General features: G+C 59.3%; 16 protein-coding genes. 9 read left to right on the top strand and 7 right to left on the bottom strand.

Annotated elements, in window-relative coordinates; genetic code table 11:
- Positions 1 to 153 precede the first annotated feature (153 nt).
- Entirely contained in the window at positions 154 to 1,146 is a 993-nt protein-coding gene (locus LQ220_RS23665) for a hypothetical protein (RefSeq protein ID WP_230190472.1), read from the top strand.
- A gap of 764 nt (positions 1,147 to 1,910) precedes the next feature.
- Here the strand turns inward: LQ220_RS23665 and LQ220_RS23660 are convergent.
- Positions 1,911 to 2,894: a ParB/RepB/Spo0J family partition protein gene (locus LQ220_RS23660; RefSeq protein WP_230190471.1), complete on the bottom strand. Its 984-nt coding sequence runs from the start codon at positions 2,892 to 2,894 to the stop codon at positions 1,911 to 1,913.
- Between the two features lie 266 nt (positions 2,895 to 3,160).
- On the bottom strand, positions 3,161 to 4,363 hold the full coding sequence (locus LQ220_RS23655) for an AAA family ATPase (protein ID WP_230190470.1): 1,203 nt from the start codon (positions 4,361 to 4,363) through the stop codon (positions 3,161 to 3,163).
- A gap of 546 nt (positions 4,364 to 4,909) precedes the next feature.
- On the opposite strand from LQ220_RS23655, the gene LQ220_RS23650 reads away from it, so the two are divergent.
- The 3 genes from LQ220_RS23650 (at position 4,910) to LQ220_RS23640 (ending at position 9,818) form a co-directional block, all read left to right on the top strand.
- Positions 4,910 to 6,214: a replication protein RepA gene (locus tag LQ220_RS23650; protein WP_230190469.1), complete on the top strand. Its 1,305-nt coding sequence runs from the start codon at positions 4,910 to 4,912 to the stop codon at positions 6,212 to 6,214.
- Positions 6,215 to 6,321: 107 nt separating this feature from the next.
- A complete protein-coding gene (locus LQ220_RS23645) occupies positions 6,322 to 7,176 on the top strand; it encodes a toprim domain-containing protein (RefSeq protein ID WP_230190468.1) in 855 nt (284 codons plus the stop codon).
- A 77-nt stretch (positions 7,177 to 7,253) separates the two neighbouring features.
- A complete protein-coding gene (locus tag LQ220_RS23640; protein WP_354958563.1) occupies positions 7,254 to 9,818 on the top strand; it encodes a strawberry notch-like NTP hydrolase domain-containing protein in 2,565 nt (854 codons plus the stop codon).
- Positions 9,819 to 9,925: 107 nt separating this feature from the next.
- Here the strand turns inward: LQ220_RS23640 and LQ220_RS23635 are convergent, their stop codons facing one another.
- Entirely contained in the window at positions 9,926 to 10,207 is a 282-nt protein-coding gene (locus LQ220_RS23635) for a hypothetical protein (RefSeq protein ID WP_230190467.1), read from the bottom strand.
- Between LQ220_RS23635 and LQ220_RS23630 the strand changes: the two genes are divergently transcribed.
- The 5 genes from LQ220_RS23630 to LQ220_RS23610 all read left to right on the top strand — a co-directional run bounded on the left by LQ220_RS23630 (position 10,178) and on the right by LQ220_RS23610 (position 15,939).
- A complete protein-coding gene (locus LQ220_RS23630; protein ID WP_230190466.1) occupies positions 10,178 to 11,395 on the top strand; it encodes a tyrosine-type recombinase/integrase in 1,218 nt (405 codons plus the stop codon). The two genes, LQ220_RS23635 and LQ220_RS23630, sit on opposite strands and share 30 nt — an antisense overlap.
- A complete protein-coding gene (locus LQ220_RS23625; RefSeq protein ID WP_030093215.1) occupies positions 11,392 to 12,306 on the top strand; it encodes a tyrosine-type recombinase/integrase in 915 nt (304 codons plus the stop codon). Before LQ220_RS23630 ends, LQ220_RS23625 begins: the two co-directional genes overlap by 4 nt.
- Positions 12,303 to 13,346 carry a tyrosine-type recombinase/integrase gene (locus LQ220_RS23620; RefSeq protein WP_051743976.1) on the top strand — a complete coding sequence of 348 codons (1,044 nt, stop codon included), beginning with the start codon at positions 12,303 to 12,305 and terminating at the stop codon, positions 13,344 to 13,346. The genes LQ220_RS23625 and LQ220_RS23620 overlap by 4 nt, the downstream gene beginning before the upstream one ends.
- A gap of 126 nt (positions 13,347 to 13,472) precedes the next feature.
- Complete coding sequence (locus LQ220_RS23615; RefSeq protein ID WP_230190474.1) at positions 13,473 to 15,206, top strand: strawberry notch C-terminal domain-containing protein; 1,734 nt, start codon at positions 13,473 to 13,475, stop codon at positions 15,204 to 15,206.
- Between the two features lie 205 nt (positions 15,207 to 15,411).
- A complete protein-coding gene (locus LQ220_RS23610; protein WP_230190465.1) occupies positions 15,412 to 15,939 on the top strand; it encodes a helix-turn-helix transcriptional regulator in 528 nt (175 codons plus the stop codon).
- Positions 15,940 to 16,211: 272 nt separating this feature from the next.
- Here the strand turns inward: LQ220_RS23610 and LQ220_RS23605 are convergent, their stop codons facing one another.
- The 4 genes from LQ220_RS23605 to LQ220_RS23590 all read right to left on the bottom strand — a co-directional run.
- Positions 16,212 to 17,048, bottom strand: a complete 837-nt coding sequence (locus LQ220_RS23605; RefSeq protein ID WP_230190464.1) for a MucR family transcriptional regulator — start codon at positions 17,046 to 17,048, stop codon at positions 16,212 to 16,214.
- A gap of 199 nt (positions 17,049 to 17,247) precedes the next feature.
- Positions 17,248 to 17,643: a hypothetical protein gene (locus LQ220_RS23600; RefSeq protein WP_230190463.1), complete on the bottom strand. Its 396-nt coding sequence runs from the start codon at positions 17,641 to 17,643 to the stop codon at positions 17,248 to 17,250.
- Positions 17,644 to 17,660: 17 nt separating this feature from the next.
- Entirely contained in the window at positions 17,661 to 18,365 is a 705-nt protein-coding gene (locus LQ220_RS23595) for a JAB domain-containing protein (RefSeq protein WP_230190462.1), read from the bottom strand.
- The coding region (locus LQ220_RS23590) for a hypothetical protein (protein WP_354958558.1) at positions 18,287 to 18,804 on the bottom strand (518 nt) is incomplete at its 5' end. The genes LQ220_RS23590 and LQ220_RS23595, both read right to left, overlap by 79 nt.

The following is an 18,804-nucleotide window of genomic DNA, read 5'->3' as shown; positions in this document are numbered from 1 at the left end:
CCCTTGCACCGTTTCCCCCGCAATTAGGACGTTATCGTCGAACTGTGCTCCGTGGTCCATCGGCGCGATGTATACCCCGCCATATATCGAGACGTCAAATATGGATATGTGATAACTGCAATTATCACATGTTGAAAGGAATAACGCACTAGCATGAGAAACCAACTGCTGACTTTAGTTTCCATACTGGTAAGGTGCGGCATGATCCCGGCGCCCGATTCATCCCGCTTTTCAACAACTATGATGCTCCTCGGGCGGCTGGATGGGCGCCTTCAAAATAGCCCGGCGACGGACATATTTCTGGCGCGCGCGCGGCTGGATGGCGCCGCTGCGCTCGCCGGCCTCGCAGGCGTACCCATTGATGTGCGATCCCTCCAGGAATGGATTGCCGGCCGATGCCCCCCTCCCCGCGCCTCTGAGGGCCTCAACGATCCGATTTCTGTCTCCGCGGTTTTCCACTTTGCCCTTAGCCGCGACGAAGACACGCGTGATCCTGTTTTGCAGGCGACGCTCAACATGCTCCGCTCCGTGCTCGACGACCGCGTCGAGGTAGAGAAATATGGGCGTGAAGATCTTGCCCATTTCGGGCCGCTATGGCGCACGCTGCGGGAGATCGCCGACATGCCATATCCCCGGCCCGACCTGATGACTATCGCCCATCGAGTGATCGAACTGATGAGGGTGACACATGAGGCTCCTGGCGACGGACCCCAGGTCCTCGCCTTAGATGGTCGATCACTCGATCTTCCACCTCGACCCCGCGATCGCAACTGGCTGGTTGCCACTGCTCTGCCCCGCATGCTTCACCGCGCCGGCATAACGATGCAGGTCATTCCGTCCTTGATCCTGCTTCCAAAATTGATGCCGCCGACGTCGGCGGACCTCGTAAAGATGATGGAACGCGCCCTGCGAAAGGCAGTCGATGCAGGTCTTCGCGATCTTGACCGGATCGAGCGACAAGCGGCGGGCATTCAGGCCAATATACACGCAACGAAGCGCAGCAGAGCGCCACTGCTGTCTCGCCTACAGATTGCCTACCCTGGCCTTCAGCCCAAGGCTGTCGCGAGACTACTGGACGTTTCGCCACAGGGCGCGCGCAAACTTCTGGCTGCTATCGAACATCAACGGCGTTCCACATCGACCTAGCCATGGCTGGTCTCGATCCATAGCCAACGCCATGCCAATCGCGGTGCCAAGCTTCGCAGGCCAGATAAATTCCCTGAGCGATGCAGCCGACAGGTTTTTCGTCAGATTAGTGCCGTTTCTTATACTCTGACTGATCAACCTTATATTATTTATTATCAGTATGTTATCCCAGTATTTCTCAAAACTTTACATCTGGGTGAGCGCCTTCGTTCGTCGTCATCGTACTATCAGTTAACGAAGGCGTCCAAAGCGGCTGTTCTGTGATGGCAAATGATGCGGCGTACCTGCCATACATGTGCGCCGTCACCTCAGCGAACATGCGCAACCCCACCCAGGTCAATCGCTGGCACAACCACGATAGGAATTGGGCCTGGCTAACGCAATCACTTCAATACGCTCATGCTGGATCGGCAGCCGCTGTATACGGTACACTTAAAAGGCGCGAGCCTTACTGATAAAGCTTTCAACACTAGCGTTGCCCTTCCCTTTTTGTTCATCGCTCTGCCAACCCTTGCGCCGCAAAGACGAGCGAGAACCCGGCCTCAGTTGGTGGCATTCTGCACGTCTCGCTGGCGAGTTCTACCGCTGCAGCAGCGCCGCCATTGCCCTCCTTATCCACAGGCGCATATGCACTTGGCAATAGCGCTGGGAGACATCGCCCTTGGCGGACTACCGCCATCTCAGATATCGCATCGGACAATCGTCACACAGATTAATACTCGACCTAGGGTAGTTCGCAGCAGCTTACGCCATTGGATAAGGCGCTATCTCTCACCTAACAGGCCCTCAATCGCCTTAAGCAACTCACGTGCCGTAGCGCCAGTCTTGGCGGGCACTTTGATGGTCAGGCCCCCTCCCCTCACCTTCGTGTAGCGCAGCAGTAACTTGCCATCTTCACCGGCAAGCTCCTTTTCGGGGTTAGTTTTCGCCACTGGCTCAACGGTTGCCTTGACCAGGCGCTTGGCAACCTCTGCCCCACTGAGCTTAAGCCCCTCCTTTGTCCGCAGTTCCTCGATACGTTCAGCTTCGTCCCGCATTTTTGACAGGGCCTTGGCGTCACCAGCAAGCGGCTTGATGTCGCGCGCTACACGAACGGTGATGTCATGAGTGTCTGAAAAAGCCGCTACGAGTTCCTCGGGAAGGCGGGCCACGTCCAGCAAGCGGCTAAGCCAGGATTTTGACAGATTGAGGTGCTCGGCCATTTGTGACTGTGAGCCGTCGTAAAACTCGACCAGAGCGATTGTGTATTCCTTGGCACGCTCCCAGTCCGAAATATCTTTCCGAGACCGGTTCTCGACGTCGGAAACCCTAAAAGCTTCCTCGTCGGTTACGCTCTGGATCGTCACCAGATATTCGTATTCCGGGTGATGATGAGCGCGAAGCCATTTTACAGTCCACCACCTTCGGACGCCTGCTACAATTTCATAGTCATAATCAGGGTCGTCCTTCAGCTTGCGAACGATCGCCGGAATTCGCTGCTTCTTGGCGGAAAGAAATGAATCGATCAGGTCTCGGCAGCTCTCTTCGGTGAGATGATCCAGGTCACGGTTATGCATGCGCCATGGGCGGCACCTTGCCGGATCGACCCACTCAGTCCTATCGGCAACGGACTTGCCGGTGGCAATGCGCGCTAGCGTCTGGCTGCGGCTCGCCATGATGCCTTCCGCAGGCATCGCCTTGTCGAGATTTTCCTCGTCATCAAGACCCTCGGTAAATTGTGAGCCGAAGCCCTTATTTCCTTTGCTCATCGGCCCATTCCTTCGTCAATTGCAGCCGTCCCAAATTCCCAGCTGGAGCCCGAGTTGCCACGTGGCAACTCGGGGGTTTCGTAGACGATCTGAGGAGACAAATCCCTATGGTAGCTCCACACGGTATCCATAGTCATCGCCTTGCTCTTGCTCGCTTATATATAGAGTTGCCACGTGGCAACTCCGCTCGTGTCGGGCCTCGAATGCCCAGCTTCTGATAGGTTATTATTGCACCAACTGCGGATATTGGCACGTGGCAACTTTCCTCAAATGCCGCCCCCTACCCTGCTTGCCCAAGTGCGCAGCACGTCCTTTTCAATGTCCTGGCAAACATCGTTCAAATGCTTCATGCACCGGTTGTAAACTTCATGAGAGGTAACCGGCTTTTCAAGCTCGAACACCGTCTTCATGCGCGAGCTAGCGTTGTCGATCTCTGCGCTCGTTACCATCACCGACTGGGTCATCGAGCCGCCAAAGACCTGCCGCATCATCGAGAGAATCTCCCGATGCATTGACTTGGTTTCATCGACACGGCTGCCGACAAGCCTGATGAAATTATAGGCGGGCCTGCCTCGTCCGGCAATCTGCTCCAGCTGCTTCATCGTCGTTCGGGTCATGTCAATGAAGGAGACCGTGGAGGCAAAGTCAACGAGGCTAGGGGGAACGGGGATCACCATGCAATTGGCGGCCTGTAGCACCGCCATCGAAACCATGCCTAACGCAGGCGGCGGATCCATGATCACGACATCATAATCTTCGACTACCGTGTCGATCGCCTCTGCGATCAGGTCGATGATCTCCATATTCTGGTTCTTGGCCATATAGCCTGCAATCTCATATTCGAGATTATAGAGCCTCAGATTTGAAGGGATCAGATCCAGGTTGTGGAAATGCGTCTTGCGGATGATCTTGCGCAGGCCAAGCAATTCCGGGTTGTGGAAATGCCCATATAAGGTGTCCTCCTCCTCGAGGTCGACATCTGGCCGATAGCCAAACATCATTGTCGAGGATGCCTGGCTGTCGCAGTCGATAAAGAGTACACGGTAGCCATGTATCGCGAAATGTTGCGCAAGGTGGAGTGCAATCGTCGACTTACCTACGCCACCCTTGAAGTTGCAGACAGAAATGATTGCAGGCGTGTCCGTCGGCTCCCGCCAGGGGCGCGTGCCAAATACCTCCCGCATGTGGTCGAGTTCCTCCAGACTATATTGGACCCGATGACCCGATCCTGTCCGGTCTCGTTCCGGGAGGCGACCGTCTCGCTCTGCTTCACGCACCGCCGAAGCCGTCCGGCCGACTAATGCGGCAGCCTTGGAGATCGGAAAGGTGGGTCCGCGCTTCTGCCCAGTATCAGGATCAAGGGCACTGTCTCGAATTCGTTTGAGGATAGTTAGCGCCTTGCGGTGAAGGACTTCCAGTCCACCCTCCATCAGGTCATCGGCTTGAGATAGGGACGCATCAGTGGCCATCGGAATCCGCTTCTGTGGGTTTGAGCGGGCACATTAGCCGTGTTGGCAGTTTTGAGCAACAATAAGGCCATCACAGTTACAACGTGACCGATGATCTCCGAGCCGTTGCTTTCCCGGATAGCTCTCTCCACCCTGCGCCGCATATGCCTACCGATGATCTCGGAGCGCTTTGAGATTCGAGGGCGATGGTGCTGCCGATCGGCAGACTAAAACCACGCCTGTGGATAGCTACCGATGATCTCGGTACTTTCCGATGATCTCAGTGCGGTAAACGGATGATCTCGGTGCCGATCGACCGATGATCTCGGTGCACATACCTATTACTAGAATCACCCTATAAAAAACCGATTCCAAAATCGTTTGATTTTTGAGGTTTTGGGCAGGGCAGGGGATCAGGAACGCAAAACGGACCCGACATCATCGGTCATTTTGCAAGTCTCAGCGGCAATTGACGTCCCAAACTGCCAAGAGGGTTGATTTTGATCCCTAGACCTGTTGAAACGTGCTCATCACAGCCCTCGACGGATTCGGGGGGAAGGGCAGATCATGAATGGGGATCAGCATAGTCCACTTGGACACCAATACGCACTAGCCATGCTAAACGGCGGCGAAGAGGGCGTGCGCAAGCTCGCTGTAACGGCCGGTACCCAACTTACGCTCGACGCCTTTCTCCGCGTCCAGGACGAAGAGCCGGTTCCAGCGTTTCTCCATTCAGCGCTTTGTGCAATGTCGCTGCCGACCAAGCGTCCAAAGGACGATACACAGCCGATCGTCCGAGAAGACGGTAAATATGCGCTGGCGATCAACCCAAGACCGGTACTTCAGAATATCGACGGCAAGTCGATCATGCGAAGCCTTGGCGTTCCATATGGAGCGTACCCCAGGGTCGCGCTGATATACCTTCTGTCGCAGGCGGTGATGAAGCAGTCGCGCGACGTCTATCTCGGCAGGAATTTCACCGAGTGGATGCGCCGTCTGGGCTACCAGACGGTGTCATACGGCCCTCGCGGCACGGCCAATCTGATGCGGGAACAGGTTGATCGGCTGTTGGCATGTGAATGGCAGATTCGCTGGGACGGGACGGGGACTGACGACAACGCCTTTGCGGTGCGCGATGTCAAAATTTCGAACGAATATGCCGGCTCACTGGATAAGAACGGCTCGTTTGCCCGCGAAATCCGTATGTCAGAAGGCTTCTATAGCCACCTCATCGAGCATGCAGTGCCCTTAAACGAAGTGGCGATTCGCGAACTTAAGGGCACCCCAACCGCGCTCGATCTTTATACTTATCTCGCCTATCGACTGCCCCGGATCGGTTCGGACAAGGGACAGGTGATTTCCTGGGATCAGCTCGCCAAGCACCTGGGCAATGAGGCGGACAGCAAGCGTTTTCGCCAGACCGTCCGCGAGACAATGCAGATCGTGTCTGCAGTCTACCCAAATGCAAATGTCGACCTGTCAGGCCGAAAAGTTGTTCTGCACCCATCGCCCGCGCCGCTCGAACGCAAGCTGGTCGGACCACATCTTAGGCTGATCGGTGCGGCGGCACCGCAAACGGCACCGAGATCATCGGTCAAATCCCGCCGCGATCTTGCCACCAGCTCAGCAAAGGACATCGAGCCGCTTCTCGCCTTCCCGGTCGGCACGCTTTCATACGGCACCCGCGAATCACCTTACCGCCAGATCGGTCTGACAAAGGGCAAACCCTGGGCGGTCGACGATATGGCGGCCGCTTTCCGCAAGGGTTGCCCGAATTTCAAGAAGGAGCGCACCGAGAAGGAATGGCTTCGCGTTTGGGAAGCCTTCGTCATCAGCTACGCCGAGCGCCGCGCGAATCGGCCCGACGATTGACCGATGATCTCCGAGCCGTTCGCATGAGGACGGCCGCGGGCGAGTCTGCCTCCAACGATTGGAAGAGGAAAAGGGGAGGGGGGCCGAGCTTGTAAGGAGGTACCGTTATGCCGCTTACAGCCAGACGACCCACACAGGAGCTCGTTGACATCGTCGGTACCCTTGGCGGCAGCTGGAGTGGTTATGTCGCGATGTGTCGTTGCCCCGCGCATGCCGACAGGGACCCGAGCCTCTCCCTCCGCCAAGGCGATCGAAGCATCCTCGTCACCTGTTTCGCCGGCTGCTCGCGTGACGATGTCCTGCGCGAACTGCGCCGCCTTCGACCTGGCCAGCATTCTGTGCGACCAGATCCATCGCACCCGCCGCGCACCGCCAACGTCCAGAGGCTCTGGGACGAGGCAATCGACGTGAAAGGGACACTTGCCGAACGCTATCTGGCGCGCCGCAATCTGCTGCCGCCACCGCCCGATGTTCGCTTCCATCCGCGCTGCCCATATCTCCCGAAGCCGAAAACCGTCTTTCTGCCGGCGCTGCTCGTCGCCGTGCGAGAGGTTTGCAAGCTCACGGCAATCCAGCGCATCCTCCTCGACGAGGCCACCGCCGGTTATATCCGTAAGGTCATGCTCGGGACACCGTTATCGGGCGCTTGGCGCGGCAGGGAAGGGGAAGCGACCCTGGCGATCGCCGAAGGATTCGAAACTGCTGACGCCTTCACTCGTCTCAACGATATTCCCTGCTGGGCATCGCTTGGAACTCGACGGCTGAATCAGCTCGTCATTCCAGCGCGTGTCACCACCTTGCTGATCGCTGAAGACAATGATCCTGAGGGCAGACGCGCCGCGGTCCAGGCCGAGCTAGACTATGGACGGCGCGGTCTCCTGATCCGGCGCTTCCCGCCACCCCCGGAATTCAAGGATTGGGCAAAAGCGCTCGATGCTCGCGCCCAGCGCAGTCGAATCTAGGCTCCTCGCGCCGGAGGAGGGGAGGGGGATCGGGAATGTGAGGCTGCCGAGGGTGCAGCCACGCAGGAGATCCCCAAATGACCGACCTCTTTCACGCGGCGAATCGCGCCGATCTCGAAGCCGCGCGCCAGCTCGTTCCACTTCTGAACTCGGGCAAGCCGATATCTCGACGCCATCTCAACGCAGCGATGATCGCCGCACATGGCGGCACCGATGCCGAAGGGCGATGGACCCAGCGCGACAGCTTCGAAGTGCTCGAGCACGCGATCGCCTTGCACGTCCGCGCGTCCGACCGACCCCTTGCCTCCTTTGACGATGTTCGACCGATCATAGACCTGGCCGGCCGCCTGCCCACGCAAACCGTCCGCAGTGAAGAACAGATCGAATGGCAGCAATTTTCAACACCGATCGACATCGCCGCTATCGCCATGCTCCTCGCCAATGTCCAGTCTGACGACATCATCCTCGAGCCCAGCGCCGGAAACGGCCTGCTTGTCGCCCACCTGGGTGATCATCAGGCGCTCCGTATCAACGAACTGGACCCGGCGCGCCGCCGCCGTCTTGTCGACGTCTTCCCGGACGCGGTCATTACCGGCCAAGACGGCGCCACCCTCAACTCCACCCTTGGCCACGGCGAGCGGCCCACCCTGATCCTCATGAACCCGCCTTTTTCCCGGTCGCTGGGTCGAGGGGCGGACGACTATGCGGCAGTGCGCCACTTTCAGGCGGCGCTGCGCTGCCTTCGCCCTGGCGGCCGTTTGGTCGCCATCATGCCTGACTGGTTCAGTCCGACCGCACGGATACGGGATCAGTATGAGACCATATTGCGCGATGTGACGGTCAGGACCGCGATCCGCCTCGAGAAATCCTATCATAAACATGGTACTTCGATCGCGGTGCGCTTGATCGTCATCGACAAGCTGCCGGGCAAAGCGCCAGCAGCAATCATCCAGCGCTCTTCCGTCGCCGATCTCCTCGATATCCTGGTCGTTCCCGAACGCGCGCCAGCGCGGACAGACCTCCCGGCCGCGCGACCGAAGCGTTCTGGTGGCGTCCCCATGTTCCGCGCAGTCAAAAGCAGCCCGCCCGCGCCGCGACCCTACCACTCGCCAGTTCGCAACCATGTCCTTCCCGTCGGCTATGCCAAGCTCGAAGCGCCAGCGCCGCTGCTCGATCAAACGGGCGTCTATCTGCCTTACAGGCCTAGCCGCATCGTCTTCGACAAGGCCGGCGAGCACCCGACCGCCCTTGTCGAATCGGTCGCGATGGGATCGATCCCCGCGCCGATCCCCCATTATGTGCCTTGCCTGCCCGAGCGCACCGTCGCTGAGCGGTTATTGTCCTCCTCTCAGCTCGAGACCGTCGTTTACGCCGGCCATGCTTGGTCACAAACCATTCCCGGGCGCTTCAAGCCCAACAAGGAAGGCGTCGGCCTGACCCTCGCCGAAGATGGCAATGCCTATCGCAAGGGCTTCTTTCTCGGCGACGGCACAGGTGCCGGAAAGGGACGCCAGATCGCGGCCTGCATTCTCGATAACTGGTTGCAGGGCCGCCGGCGCAGCATTTGGGTGACCAAGAATGCGCCACTGCTGGAAGACGCTCGCAGGGACTGGACCGCACTTGGCGGGCTGACCGGCGATATCCAGCCCATCTCCAACTGGAAGATCGACGAGGCGATCAAGCTCGAGCAGGGTGTACTGCTGGTAACCTATCCTACGTTGCGATCCCTCCGGGGCGATCACAGTCGGTTGAAGCAGATCACCGACTGGGCGGGGGCTGGCTTCGAGGGCGTCATCGCGTTCGACGAGGCCCATGAGATGGGCGGCGTAGCAGGCGGGGAGGGCGCCCTCGGCGCGAAGGAGGGCTCTCAGCAGGGGATATGCGGCGTCCTCCTGCAGAACCATCTCCCGGGCGCGCGGGTGCTCTATGCTTCCGCAACGGGAGCCTCCGACGTCAACAATCTTGCTTATGCGGTCCGCCTGGGCCTGTGGGGTCCCGAGACCGCCTTTGCAGACCGCGAGCAATTCATCAGCAGCATCCGCCAAGGCGGCATCGCGGCAATGGAGCTCGTCGCTCGCGACCTCAAGGCGACAGGCCTCTACATGGCACGCGCGCTCAGTTTTGTCGGCGTCGAATATGAAATCCTCAAGCACGAACTCACTCCGGCACAGATCGAAATTTACGACACCTATGCTGATGCCTGGTCGATCATTCATCAGAACATGGAAAAAGCGCTCGAACTGACGGCCGTGGTCGACGGCCTTGAGGACGCCACGCTTAACAGCGGCGCAAAGGCATCGGCCCGCTCGCGGTTCGAATCCACCAAACAGCGATTCTTCGGCCAGGTCCTGCTCTCGATGAAATTGCCAACCGTGATCGCCGCGGCCCAGCAGCACCTCGAGAGCGGACAATCCGTCGTGATGCAACTCGTCACGACCGCCGAGTCCATCCTTGATCGCCGTCTTGGCGCGCTCGGCCCCGACGAGCGCGCGGAACTGGAGATCGACCTGTCCCCTCGCGAAACCTTGTTATCTGGAGATCCAGATAACAGGGTTTCTTTGCAGTCGAGATTTATGTCGAGCGGTTCGCACGCAGGCGCGGATTTACGGGATGAAGACATCGATTTTACTCCAGATAATTAAGGTGCCCCCAGCCCCAACAAGCTGGAGGATCTATGACGTCGCCAAAAACGGTCGTTTCATACGGACGGCCCAAGCCCTGGACGGGAGACACTCCCACCCCAGATACTCTATCCACCGCCTTCCACTCTTCTCTTCTGGGGACTGCGGCAGTTGCAGCGGGGCTTTACAAAACGGCCGCTCGCCATTTCCTGTACTGGATCGATCAGCAGGGCATCGCGGTCTCGATTGTTGATGACGCTGTCGTCCGCCGCTTCGAGAAGCATCGGTGTCGCTGTCGGGGTTTTTCCCGCCATGAGCCCAACCGTCCGAAGTTCACCAGCAAGGTTCGGCGGTTTGTTCGCTTCCTGGAGGACCGGGGTATGGTCGCCGTGCCCGATGATATCGATCATCTGGACACGGCGTTGGCGGATTACGCGACATTCCTCGTGCAGGAGCATTACAGCGCGGCGAGCATCAAGAGCTACCGTTCGGAGGCAGCGCACTTTGCCGCGTGGGTGCGCGTTTCTCGCCTGCGCTGGCAGGATGTCACTGATAAGCATGTTGCCTTGTATGCTGGCCACAGCTGTCGTTGCCCGGTTTACCGCAAGCGCGGAACGCTGATCGGCCATCACGGTCCGTTACGCCGCAGTAAGGGCGCGCGGCGCTTCCTTGGATTTTTGCGCGACCGGCAGATACTTCCGCAGGCAGAGAGCCAACCGTATGAAGACGAGGATCTGACAGCCTATAAGGCTTGGCTGAAGGCCCATTGCGGCAGTTCGGCTGCGACGATCCGTCGTTACAGCGACGAAGTGAAGCGCTGGTATTTGTTGCTCGGTCCGCCATCGGATCTGGACGCGGCTACCATCAGAAGAATCGTTAGCCACCGCATCACCGAGGTGCCCGGTTCTGCACCGACCGTCGCCGGCATCATACGGAGCTATGTGCGCTTTCTTGTCTCACGCGGGGAGTGTGACGCGGCGTTGCAACATGCCTTTCCGCCCATCAGGCGCTATCGGCTCGGCACCCTGCCACGCTATATGGACGAGGCGACGGTCGAGGGGATCATTGCGTCCTGCAAAACCGATACTGCGGTCGAGATTCGTGACAAGGCCATCATCCTTCTACTTGCCAGGCTCGGCCTGCGAGCCGGTGACATTTGGCAGCTCCGTCTAGCGGATATCGACTGGAACGAAGGATGTCTGAGGGTTTGCGGCAAGAGCAGGCGGCCCGATCGCCTGCCGCTGCCCCAGGATGTAGGGGATGCGATCCTCGACTATATCGAGCGGGCCCGCCCACCGATAGACGAGGAGCGGTTGTTCGTTCGGGTGCAACCTCCATTCCGGCCGTTCAACTCGTCGGCCGAGATCGCAGGCATCGTAGCGCGTGTATTCCATCGGGGCGCCATCGAGGGCGTGCCGACGGGTGCCCATGCCTTCCGGCATTCGCTGGCAACACGGATGCTGCGCGCCGGCGCCGGCCTTGAATCGGTCGGCACGATCCTGCGCCACCGTTCCCCGGCGACCACCGCCATCTACGCCAAGGTCGACGTCCCGATGCTGCTCAAGGTCGCTCAGGATTGGCCGGGAGACGCGGCATGATGAACGCTCAGATCGAACGCTATGTCGCGTTACATCGCAGTTTCGGCCGCAAGTTTGACGCGCAGGAACGGTGGCTCCGTCTCTTTGCCAGCTATGCCAACGACCTCGGCGATCGGCACATCAAAGTCGAGCGGATCTACGATTGGTGCCGATCGGCCAGTTCCCAGAACGTGGCCCGGGACAGGTTCGACCACCTCCGCCGCTTCTGCCTCTATGCCCATGCCGAGGATCAGCAGCATCAGGTGCCGCCAGCAGGCGTCTTCGGAAGAGGGAAGCGACGCCGCCCGACACCACATATCATCGAGCCCGAACAACTCAGAGCGATCATGCAGGCCGCCCTTGATCTTCCGCCCAAAGGCAAGATCAGCCCGCATACTTACCACTACCTGTTCGGCCTGCTGGCGACGACCGGCCTGCGGATATCCGAGGCGCTCGCACTCCAGTGTAATGATGTGGTCGACGACGGCCTCGTTATCCGGAACGGCAAATTCGGCAAGCAACGCCTCCTGCCGATCCAGCCATCAACGCGAGAGGCGCTCGATACGTATCTCAGCATTCGCAGAAGGCTGAACGCCCGCGGCGATGATCTGTTCGTCACCACGAGAGGCCGGGCGCCACACCAGACGGTCGTTCACATCGTCTTCGTCAGATTGGCTCGTAAGCTGGGTTTCCGCGGTCCGACCGGAACCAAGGGCATTCGCGTCCACGACCTGAGGCACACCTTCGCCGTTCGGTCGCTGGAGTCCTGCCAGCACGATCGGGAGGCGATCCGGCATCACTTAGCAGCGCTCAGCACCTATCTTGGCCATACGGATGTAGCCAACACATACTGGTATCTCGAAGCAACACCGGTCCTCCTTCGTGACATCGCCGCAGCAGGTGAGCAGCTTTTCCGAGGAGACGCAGCATGACCGCGCTCGCCACCCATCTCGCTGCGTTCCTGCGCGAACATCTGCCTCGCGAACGCAACGTCAGCCCACATACGGTGACGACCTACGCGAACTGCTTCGCGCTTCTGGTCCGGTTCGCAGCCAACCACCTGAAGCGGCGCCCCACCGACTTGACGATTGAGGATTTCGATCCCGCGCTGATCATGGCGTTTCTCGACCATTCGGAGGAGGCAAGGAAGAACAGTCCCAGAACCCGCAATGCCAGGCTTGCGGCGATCCGGGCGTTCTTCCGTTACGTCGAGTATCGCGTCCCAGCCTGCCTCGATCTCGCGCTGCGTGTACGTGCCGTGCCGACAAAGCGGACCGACACGACCCTGATCGACTATCTGACGCGGGACGAGATCACCGCGCTGCTCGATGCACCCGATCCTCAGTCTCGCCTGGGCACCCGGGATCGCGCCATGTTGCACCTCGCCTACGCTGGCGGTCTGCGGGTCGCCGAGTTGTTGTCGCTACAGATGCAGGACTTTCCGGAACGCTCGCTCGCAACGGTCCACATCATCGGCAAGGGGCGGCGCGAACGCATCCTCCCTCTCTGGCGCGAGACACAGGCAAGTCTTCGGGCCTGGCTTGCTGTTCGCCCGCAATGTCAGGCGATGGAGATATTTCTGAACGCTCATGGCGAGCCGATGACGCGCGACGGATTTGCGTTCAGGCTCGCCAAGCATGTAGCCACGGCGGCGAAGAAGCAGCCGTCGCTGCTGCGCAAGCGGGTCACGCCCCACGTGCTCCGGCATTCCTGCGCGATGCACACGCTCGCTGCGACCGGCGACATCCGCAAAGTGGCGCTCTGGCTTGGGCATGCCAGTATCCAGAGCACGGAAGCCTATCTGCGGGCCGACCCCGAGGAAAAGCTGCAAATCCTCGCTGCGCATGGGTCGCCATTGGTCAAGCCAGGCCGCTTCAGGCCGCCAGCGGATCCGCTGATCATGATGCTCAACGACGTTCGAAAACGAGCATCGCCCCGGGGCCGTAGCGCGCCTGGCATCCAGTCACCTTAATTATCTGGAGTAAAACCGATGTCTTCATCCCGTAAATCCGCGCCTGCGCGCGAACCGCTCGACATAAATCTCGACTGCAAAGAATATGTCATCGACTATCTCGAGCGTGCTTTCCCGACCCGGCAAATGCGCATCTTCACGGACGACACTGGCACGTCCCGATCAGTCCCTATGGAGGACGAGGCCGGCAACCCGGTCTATAATACGGATGCGGAAGCTGCGCGCGACCAGCTCATAGAGCATCTTTGTGCGCTACCGCCCATCATGTCGGCGCTCGATGGCCTCCTTGAGCATTTCGGCCACGATCGTGTCGCCGAGGTGACCGGACGCACCAAGCGCCTGATCTCGACGGGCGATGGGCGACAGAAGCTCGAGTCCCGATCGACGCGCACCAGCCAGGCCGAGGCGGCGGCCTTCATGGAAGGCCGCAAGCGTATGCTGATATTCTCGGATGCGGGCGGCACCGGGCGATCCTATCACGCCTCCATGGAGGTCGCGAACCAGGAGCAGCGCGTCCATTTGCTGCTTGAGCCCGGGTGGCGGGCTGATCGTGCGATCCAGGGCCTTGGCCGCACCCACCGGACCCATCAGGCCAGCACGCCGTTGTTTAGGCCCGTCACCACGGACTGCAAAGGCGAACTCCGCTTCACCAGCACAATCGCGCGCAGGCTCGACAGCCTGGGCGCACTCACGCGAGGTCAGCGACAGACCGGCGGGCAGAACCTGTTCGACCCGGCTGACAATCTCGAAAGCGAATATGCCTGCGCAGCCCTCGTCAGCTGGTTCCACCTGCTCGTCGGCGGCAAGCTCTCGAGCGTCAGCCACGCTGATTTCGAACGCCGGACCGGCCTAGAGCTTTGCGACAAGGATGGGGTGATGAAGGAAGAGCTCCCGCCCATCCAGCGGTGGCTCAACCGCATCCTCGCCATGCCAATCGGCCTGCAGAACAGGATCTTCGACGAATTCCTTTCGCTTGTAGAGACCCGCGTGGCGGCCGCCCGCGATGCCGGTCGTCTTGACGTAGGTGTCGAGACCATCCTGGTCGACAAAGCCACCCTCATCGACGACACATTGCTTCGCACCGACCCGGTCAGCGGGGCAACCTCCCATCTGCTGACGATCGAGATCGAGCATAGGCGCGTGCCCGTCTCTCTGGAACGGATACTGCATATTGCCGACGGCGATGCGACAGCCGCTTTCCTGATCAACACCAAATCCGGAAAGGTCGCGCTTCAGACGCGTGCCCGCGCCCTCATGGAGGAAAAAGACGGGACGCCCATTCCCCGCATCGAACTGATGCGGCCGACGCGCCGCGAATATATGCGCGAGCAGGCGCTGTTCGAGAGCGCGTGGGCTGCGATCGACCGCGAGGCTTTTGTGGCCAAATGGCGCGAAGAGGCGTTGGAGGCCGCAAACAAGATCGACACCGAGACCGTCCGGCTTGCGACCGGACTTTTGCTGCCGATCTGGTCTGCGCTTCCAAGCGATCATCTCGTCGTCAACCGTATCGCCGACAAGGACGGCAATAGCTGGCTTGGCCGCTTGGTGTTCGACGAACATGTCGTTCATCTCTTCACCAAGCTGGGCCTCGGCCGGGCCGAAAACCTGTCGCCGCAAGATATCGTGAAGTCCGCCTTCTCAGGTCGCGCGGTGGACATCTCGCGACCCTTTCCAATGACCATCAGACGTGCGCTAGTAAACGGTACGCCGCGCATCGAGCTCGTGGGGGCTCCCCCACAACAGATCGCCATGCTTAAATCGGCTGGTTGCTTCACCGAAGTCATCCAATACAAAACCCGTGTCTTCTTGCCTGTGCAAACGGCGACAGAGGCGCTCGCGCGCTTGTTGCCCACCACCTGAACATCGCGGCTCGCGCGTCTGGCTCTGTGCGCGTGATCGATAACGGCCGTCGGCGGCAAGGTTTGGACTTGGAGTGTTTTTTGCAGCAAAAGTACGCGGTCGCCGCAATTTTTAGGATCAGTATGAGCCCAATTCCCGCCGCAATCCGTTGCGTGCGATCCCGCGCTGTGATTTGTCTAGGGCTTAGATGGAACAGGGGGCCGCTATGACATCCCTTGCCTTTCCCAAAGGGAATGCGCCGATAACGGAAGCGGATCTTGGCATGCATCGCTACTATGTTTCAGTGATTCACGGCTTGATGACAAGCAATTCGCTAGGCTATCGCAAGTTGGCATTGCTCACAGGCATAAGTAAGTCGCGCTTGTCGAATTTATTGCATCGGAACCCGGACAAGCGTGCATCTATGACGCTTATTGAACTCGAGAAGATATTGGCAGCGCTCGATATCAATATTCTGCAAGCCATCATTCGAGCGGAGACTTTTCAGGGTGATACATTCATCGATGAGACGCGGTACACCTCAGTAATCACCATGTTGAGCGAGATGTTCAAGGGCTTGCCCTTGTTGCTCGTGACTGCGCTTGAAGAGCTTGATGGCATCGATGGCACTGAGGTCCGAAAAGAGTGGGCGGGACCTTTGCAGGCGGCGGTTGTCAACCGACTGGTAAAGGAAGTCAGCAGTGTGATGGCGCGCCGCGCCAGTTTTGCTGAAATTGGCAGCCAGGTGATATGAGGACGCGCTGCTACCGGATCGAAAACACCGAAACCCCTTTGTTGCGGAGAGCGGATGCTTTCCGGCCCGGGAAATTCTTTATGTCGGGTCAAATCCATCAGATACGCCTGTTTCAAGCCCCTCGACCGTCAGGCGACGGTGGGGCCGACCCACAACATATTGGTGCGGGAAGCGGATGCGTTAAGGGCGTCCACTAGTCTTCTCCGGCAGTCCTGCTTTTCGATCCGTGACAAGGAAACTGCACTGCGCAGCACTCCTGTCAGATCACAGCATCAGGTGTCGGCAACAGGCAACGGCTTTGGCTTAACAGCCCGCGGCTTGGCCGCCGCCTCTGACTTCGGGATCGTCGTCCGCTTCTGTTTCGTTTCTGCCGTCGCCTTCGTTTTGGCCGGCCCTCTAGGTCGTTTGGTGGGCGCCGGATTCGGAACCTCTGTGGGAGAAGGATGAGCGGCATCAATTGGGGCGACATCAGCGGTTTGCGGCATGGAAATGGACAGTCGCTTACGGGGCTTTTTGTCGTTTGGCGTCGTAGGGGCTTCGGCCAATGGTGTCTCTTTTGCGACTGCAGAGGGCAATGATACCACCTCGCTGATGGGACCGGTTTTCTTGCGAGCGGGTTTGCGGGCATTCGGCGCCGTGGTGACTGCCTGCGCCGGCTCGTCCTGTGGCGACGGTGCCGCGCCCTCGGCCTCGGTTATTTGGGCCGGCTTTTTACGTCCCAGACCAATCCTGGCTGCTACCGCGCGCCTTTCCGCCGCAAAATTCGGTGCAACGGACGGATAGCTTTTTGGCAGATTGTAGCGATCGCGATACTCTTCGAAAGTAAGCCCGTTTGACGTCAAATGGCGTTTCAGGGTTTTGTATGGTTTGCCATCAATCAAGGACAAAATATGGTCAGGCGACGCTAAACTTTTCCGCACAGAGACGGCCGGTATATGGTCCGTACTTCCATCCGCGGGAGCTGTGGGCGTCTTGTCGTCTGCAAGAGCCGCGCGAGTAGATTTGATAAGATCAGCAAGCGCCTCGCTCGGCACGCTATTATTGGCGACAAAAGCGCTCAGCAACTGAACGGTCAGGGCAGTGATATCGAGCTGTGCGTCTTCGGCCATGATCGGACCCCTTGCTAGTATTCGGCCTGTCCGTTTTGCTGACATCCACTTGAATGTAAACTGCGCACCTATGCGCGGGCCGCTGCACAAGACTGAATTCGTCCTGCATTGCGGACGATTCCATCCGCGGCGGTTCCCATATGGCGGATGATGCGCAAGAAGAGGCGAGGTTTAGGAAGATGTCATCCCCAACGTCCCTTCAATTTTTTGGCCCATTCTCGTCCACGATTATCCGGCGCATTTTCGACAGGGCCTTGTCGAGCAGGACATGGGTTTCAGGCGAGAGCTGCACGAAACTTCGCCGGCCGTCCGCTGGGTCGTTCGCACGCAAGAGATGGCCGCTCTCGACGAGCCCGGCGATGAGTCTGAGCGCCGTCGCCTTCGATACCGGCGCTATCGCATAGACGCTGGAAAGCGAGAGGAGCGCGCCTTCCTCGGCAGCAAGGAACAGATCGACAAGCATGGACCATTCGGCATCGCTGAAGGTGTAATCGTTGAGAATTTCATCCCGCCTGCGCCGCGCCACAAGAAGGTTTCGCGCAAATCTGATGGTGGCGGGATCAGCGCGTGGGGACAGGAACGACCTGCGCCGCATGGGATCGCGCCTGTTCATTATTCCCGAAGTCCCGTCGAAGGGCGGGTAAAGGTGCGCGGTGTCCCAAGCCAACCTAAGGCACGAAAACTGACCCATCCGGAACGCCCGACGATCAGATGATCATGGAATATGATTTCCAGAGCAGCCAGACGCTCTGCCAGCATGTCGGTGGCGTGACGATCATGAATACTGGGCGTGGGGTCGCCACTCGGATGATTATGAATAAGAAAGAGCCCGCTCGCGTCGAGCATGAAGGCTCTCCGCACAATGTTCGTCAAGGGAAGCCAGACTGCGCCCGCAGAGCCAATATTGACCACTTCATCCACAATGAGTTGACACCCGGCGTCCAGATAGAGGACCCGCGCCCTTTCCTGCCGGGGGAAGGCCATGGATATGCGCATGTAATCGATAACCGCCTGCGGATGCGCCAAGGCAGAAGGCGTGAAATCCGCCTTTAGCGAACACAGCATCAGTCGGCGCGCGCCCCGGAGAAGCAGCATGATCTGCGGTGCGTCGCGGAGCAGCGGGCAGTCGCCTTCGGTGATCTCGCACAGTATCGCGCCTACAGAGCCATAACGGTCCAGCAGGCGTGCCGCGAGCGGCGCAGCATCCTTGGTGCCGATGCTCAGTCCAAGAAAGTCGGTTAGCGCGCGTCGGGCTTCGGCGGCCGCCTCCGCGACAACATCGCCGTGACGACGATCATCTGGGTGAGGATCACCCAACTCCACGCCTGTTCGGCGAAGGCGAAAGGGATCGCTATGCTCTTCGCCCGAAAGATCGGACCCACATGCGCCAAAACTGTGAGCAGCTGGAACGCCGTCGTCCAGATCGGCCAGAAGCGATCGCTCACAAGCATGATGGCGCCAAAGGCTATCAAGGCGCCGAGGTCGACCAAAAAGATGCCAATCTCGCTTCCACGCCATATTTGGGGACCTGAATTGACGACCAGCGGGCTCAGGATAGAGGCGCACAAGACGACCAGGGCGGCCGCCCGCTCCGACGGCCCACCCTTTAGGAGGACGTAGCCGAGCGAGAGTACGCATCCGTTGTGGACCGCAGGCATCAAGCATTTTTTTGAGGTAAGATCTCCCAGGAGTATCGCTACCCTTACTCCTGGGAGATTGGGTTTTCGCTGCTGGTAAATCAGGCCGCCTGAGCGGT

This window comes from Sphingobium sp. CECT 9361, assembly GCF_918741285.1.
In the GTDB taxonomy this organism is placed as follows: Bacteria; Pseudomonadota; Alphaproteobacteria; order Sphingomonadales; family Sphingomonadaceae; genus Sphingobium.
This window is presented reverse-complemented; position numbering and strand designations above follow the sequence as displayed.

Excerpts from the sequence above, each read along its gene's own strand:
- LQ220_RS23620 (WP_051743976.1), top strand. The coding sequence starts at position 12,303 with ATGACCGCGCTCGCCACCCATCTCGCTGCGTTCCTGCGCGAACATCTG.
- LQ220_RS23660 (WP_230190471.1), bottom strand. The coding sequence starts at position 2,894 with ATGAGCAAAGGAAATAAGGGCTTCGGCTCACAATTTACCGAGGGTCTT.
- LQ220_RS23645 (WP_230190468.1), top strand. The coding sequence starts at position 6,322 with ATGCCGCTTACAGCCAGACGACCCACACAGGAGCTCGTTGACATCGTC.
- LQ220_RS23665 (WP_230190472.1), top strand. The coding sequence starts at position 154 with ATGAGAAACCAACTGCTGACTTTAGTTTCCATACTGGTAAGGTGCGGC.
- LQ220_RS23640 (WP_354958563.1), top strand. The coding sequence starts at position 7,254 with ATGACCGACCTCTTTCACGCGGCGAATCGCGCCGATCTCGAAGCCGCG.
- LQ220_RS23615 (WP_230190474.1), top strand. The coding sequence starts at position 13,473 with ATGCGCATCTTCACGGACGACACTGGCACGTCCCGATCAGTCCCTATG.
- LQ220_RS23630 (WP_230190466.1), top strand. The coding sequence starts at position 10,178 with ATGGTCGCCGTGCCCGATGATATCGATCATCTGGACACGGCGTTGGCG.
- LQ220_RS23605 (WP_230190464.1), bottom strand. The coding sequence starts at position 17,048 with ATGGCCGAAGACGCACAGCTCGATATCACTGCCCTGACCGTTCAGTTG.
- LQ220_RS23635 (WP_230190467.1), bottom strand. The coding sequence starts at position 10,207 with ATGATCGATATCATCGGGCACGGCGACCATACCCCGGTCCTCCAGGAA.
- LQ220_RS23655 (WP_230190470.1), bottom strand. The coding sequence starts at position 4,363 with ATGGCCACTGATGCGTCCCTATCTCAAGCCGATGACCTGATGGAGGGT.
- LQ220_RS23600 (WP_230190463.1), bottom strand. The coding sequence starts at position 17,643 with ATGCGGCGCAGGTCGTTCCTGTCCCCACGCGCTGATCCCGCCACCATC.
- LQ220_RS23650 (WP_230190469.1), top strand. The coding sequence starts at position 4,910 with ATGAATGGGGATCAGCATAGTCCACTTGGACACCAATACGCACTAGCC.
- LQ220_RS23610 (WP_230190465.1), top strand. The coding sequence starts at position 15,412 with ATGACATCCCTTGCCTTTCCCAAAGGGAATGCGCCGATAACGGAAGCG.
- LQ220_RS23625 (WP_030093215.1), top strand. The coding sequence starts at position 11,392 with ATGATGAACGCTCAGATCGAACGCTATGTCGCGTTACATCGCAGTTTC.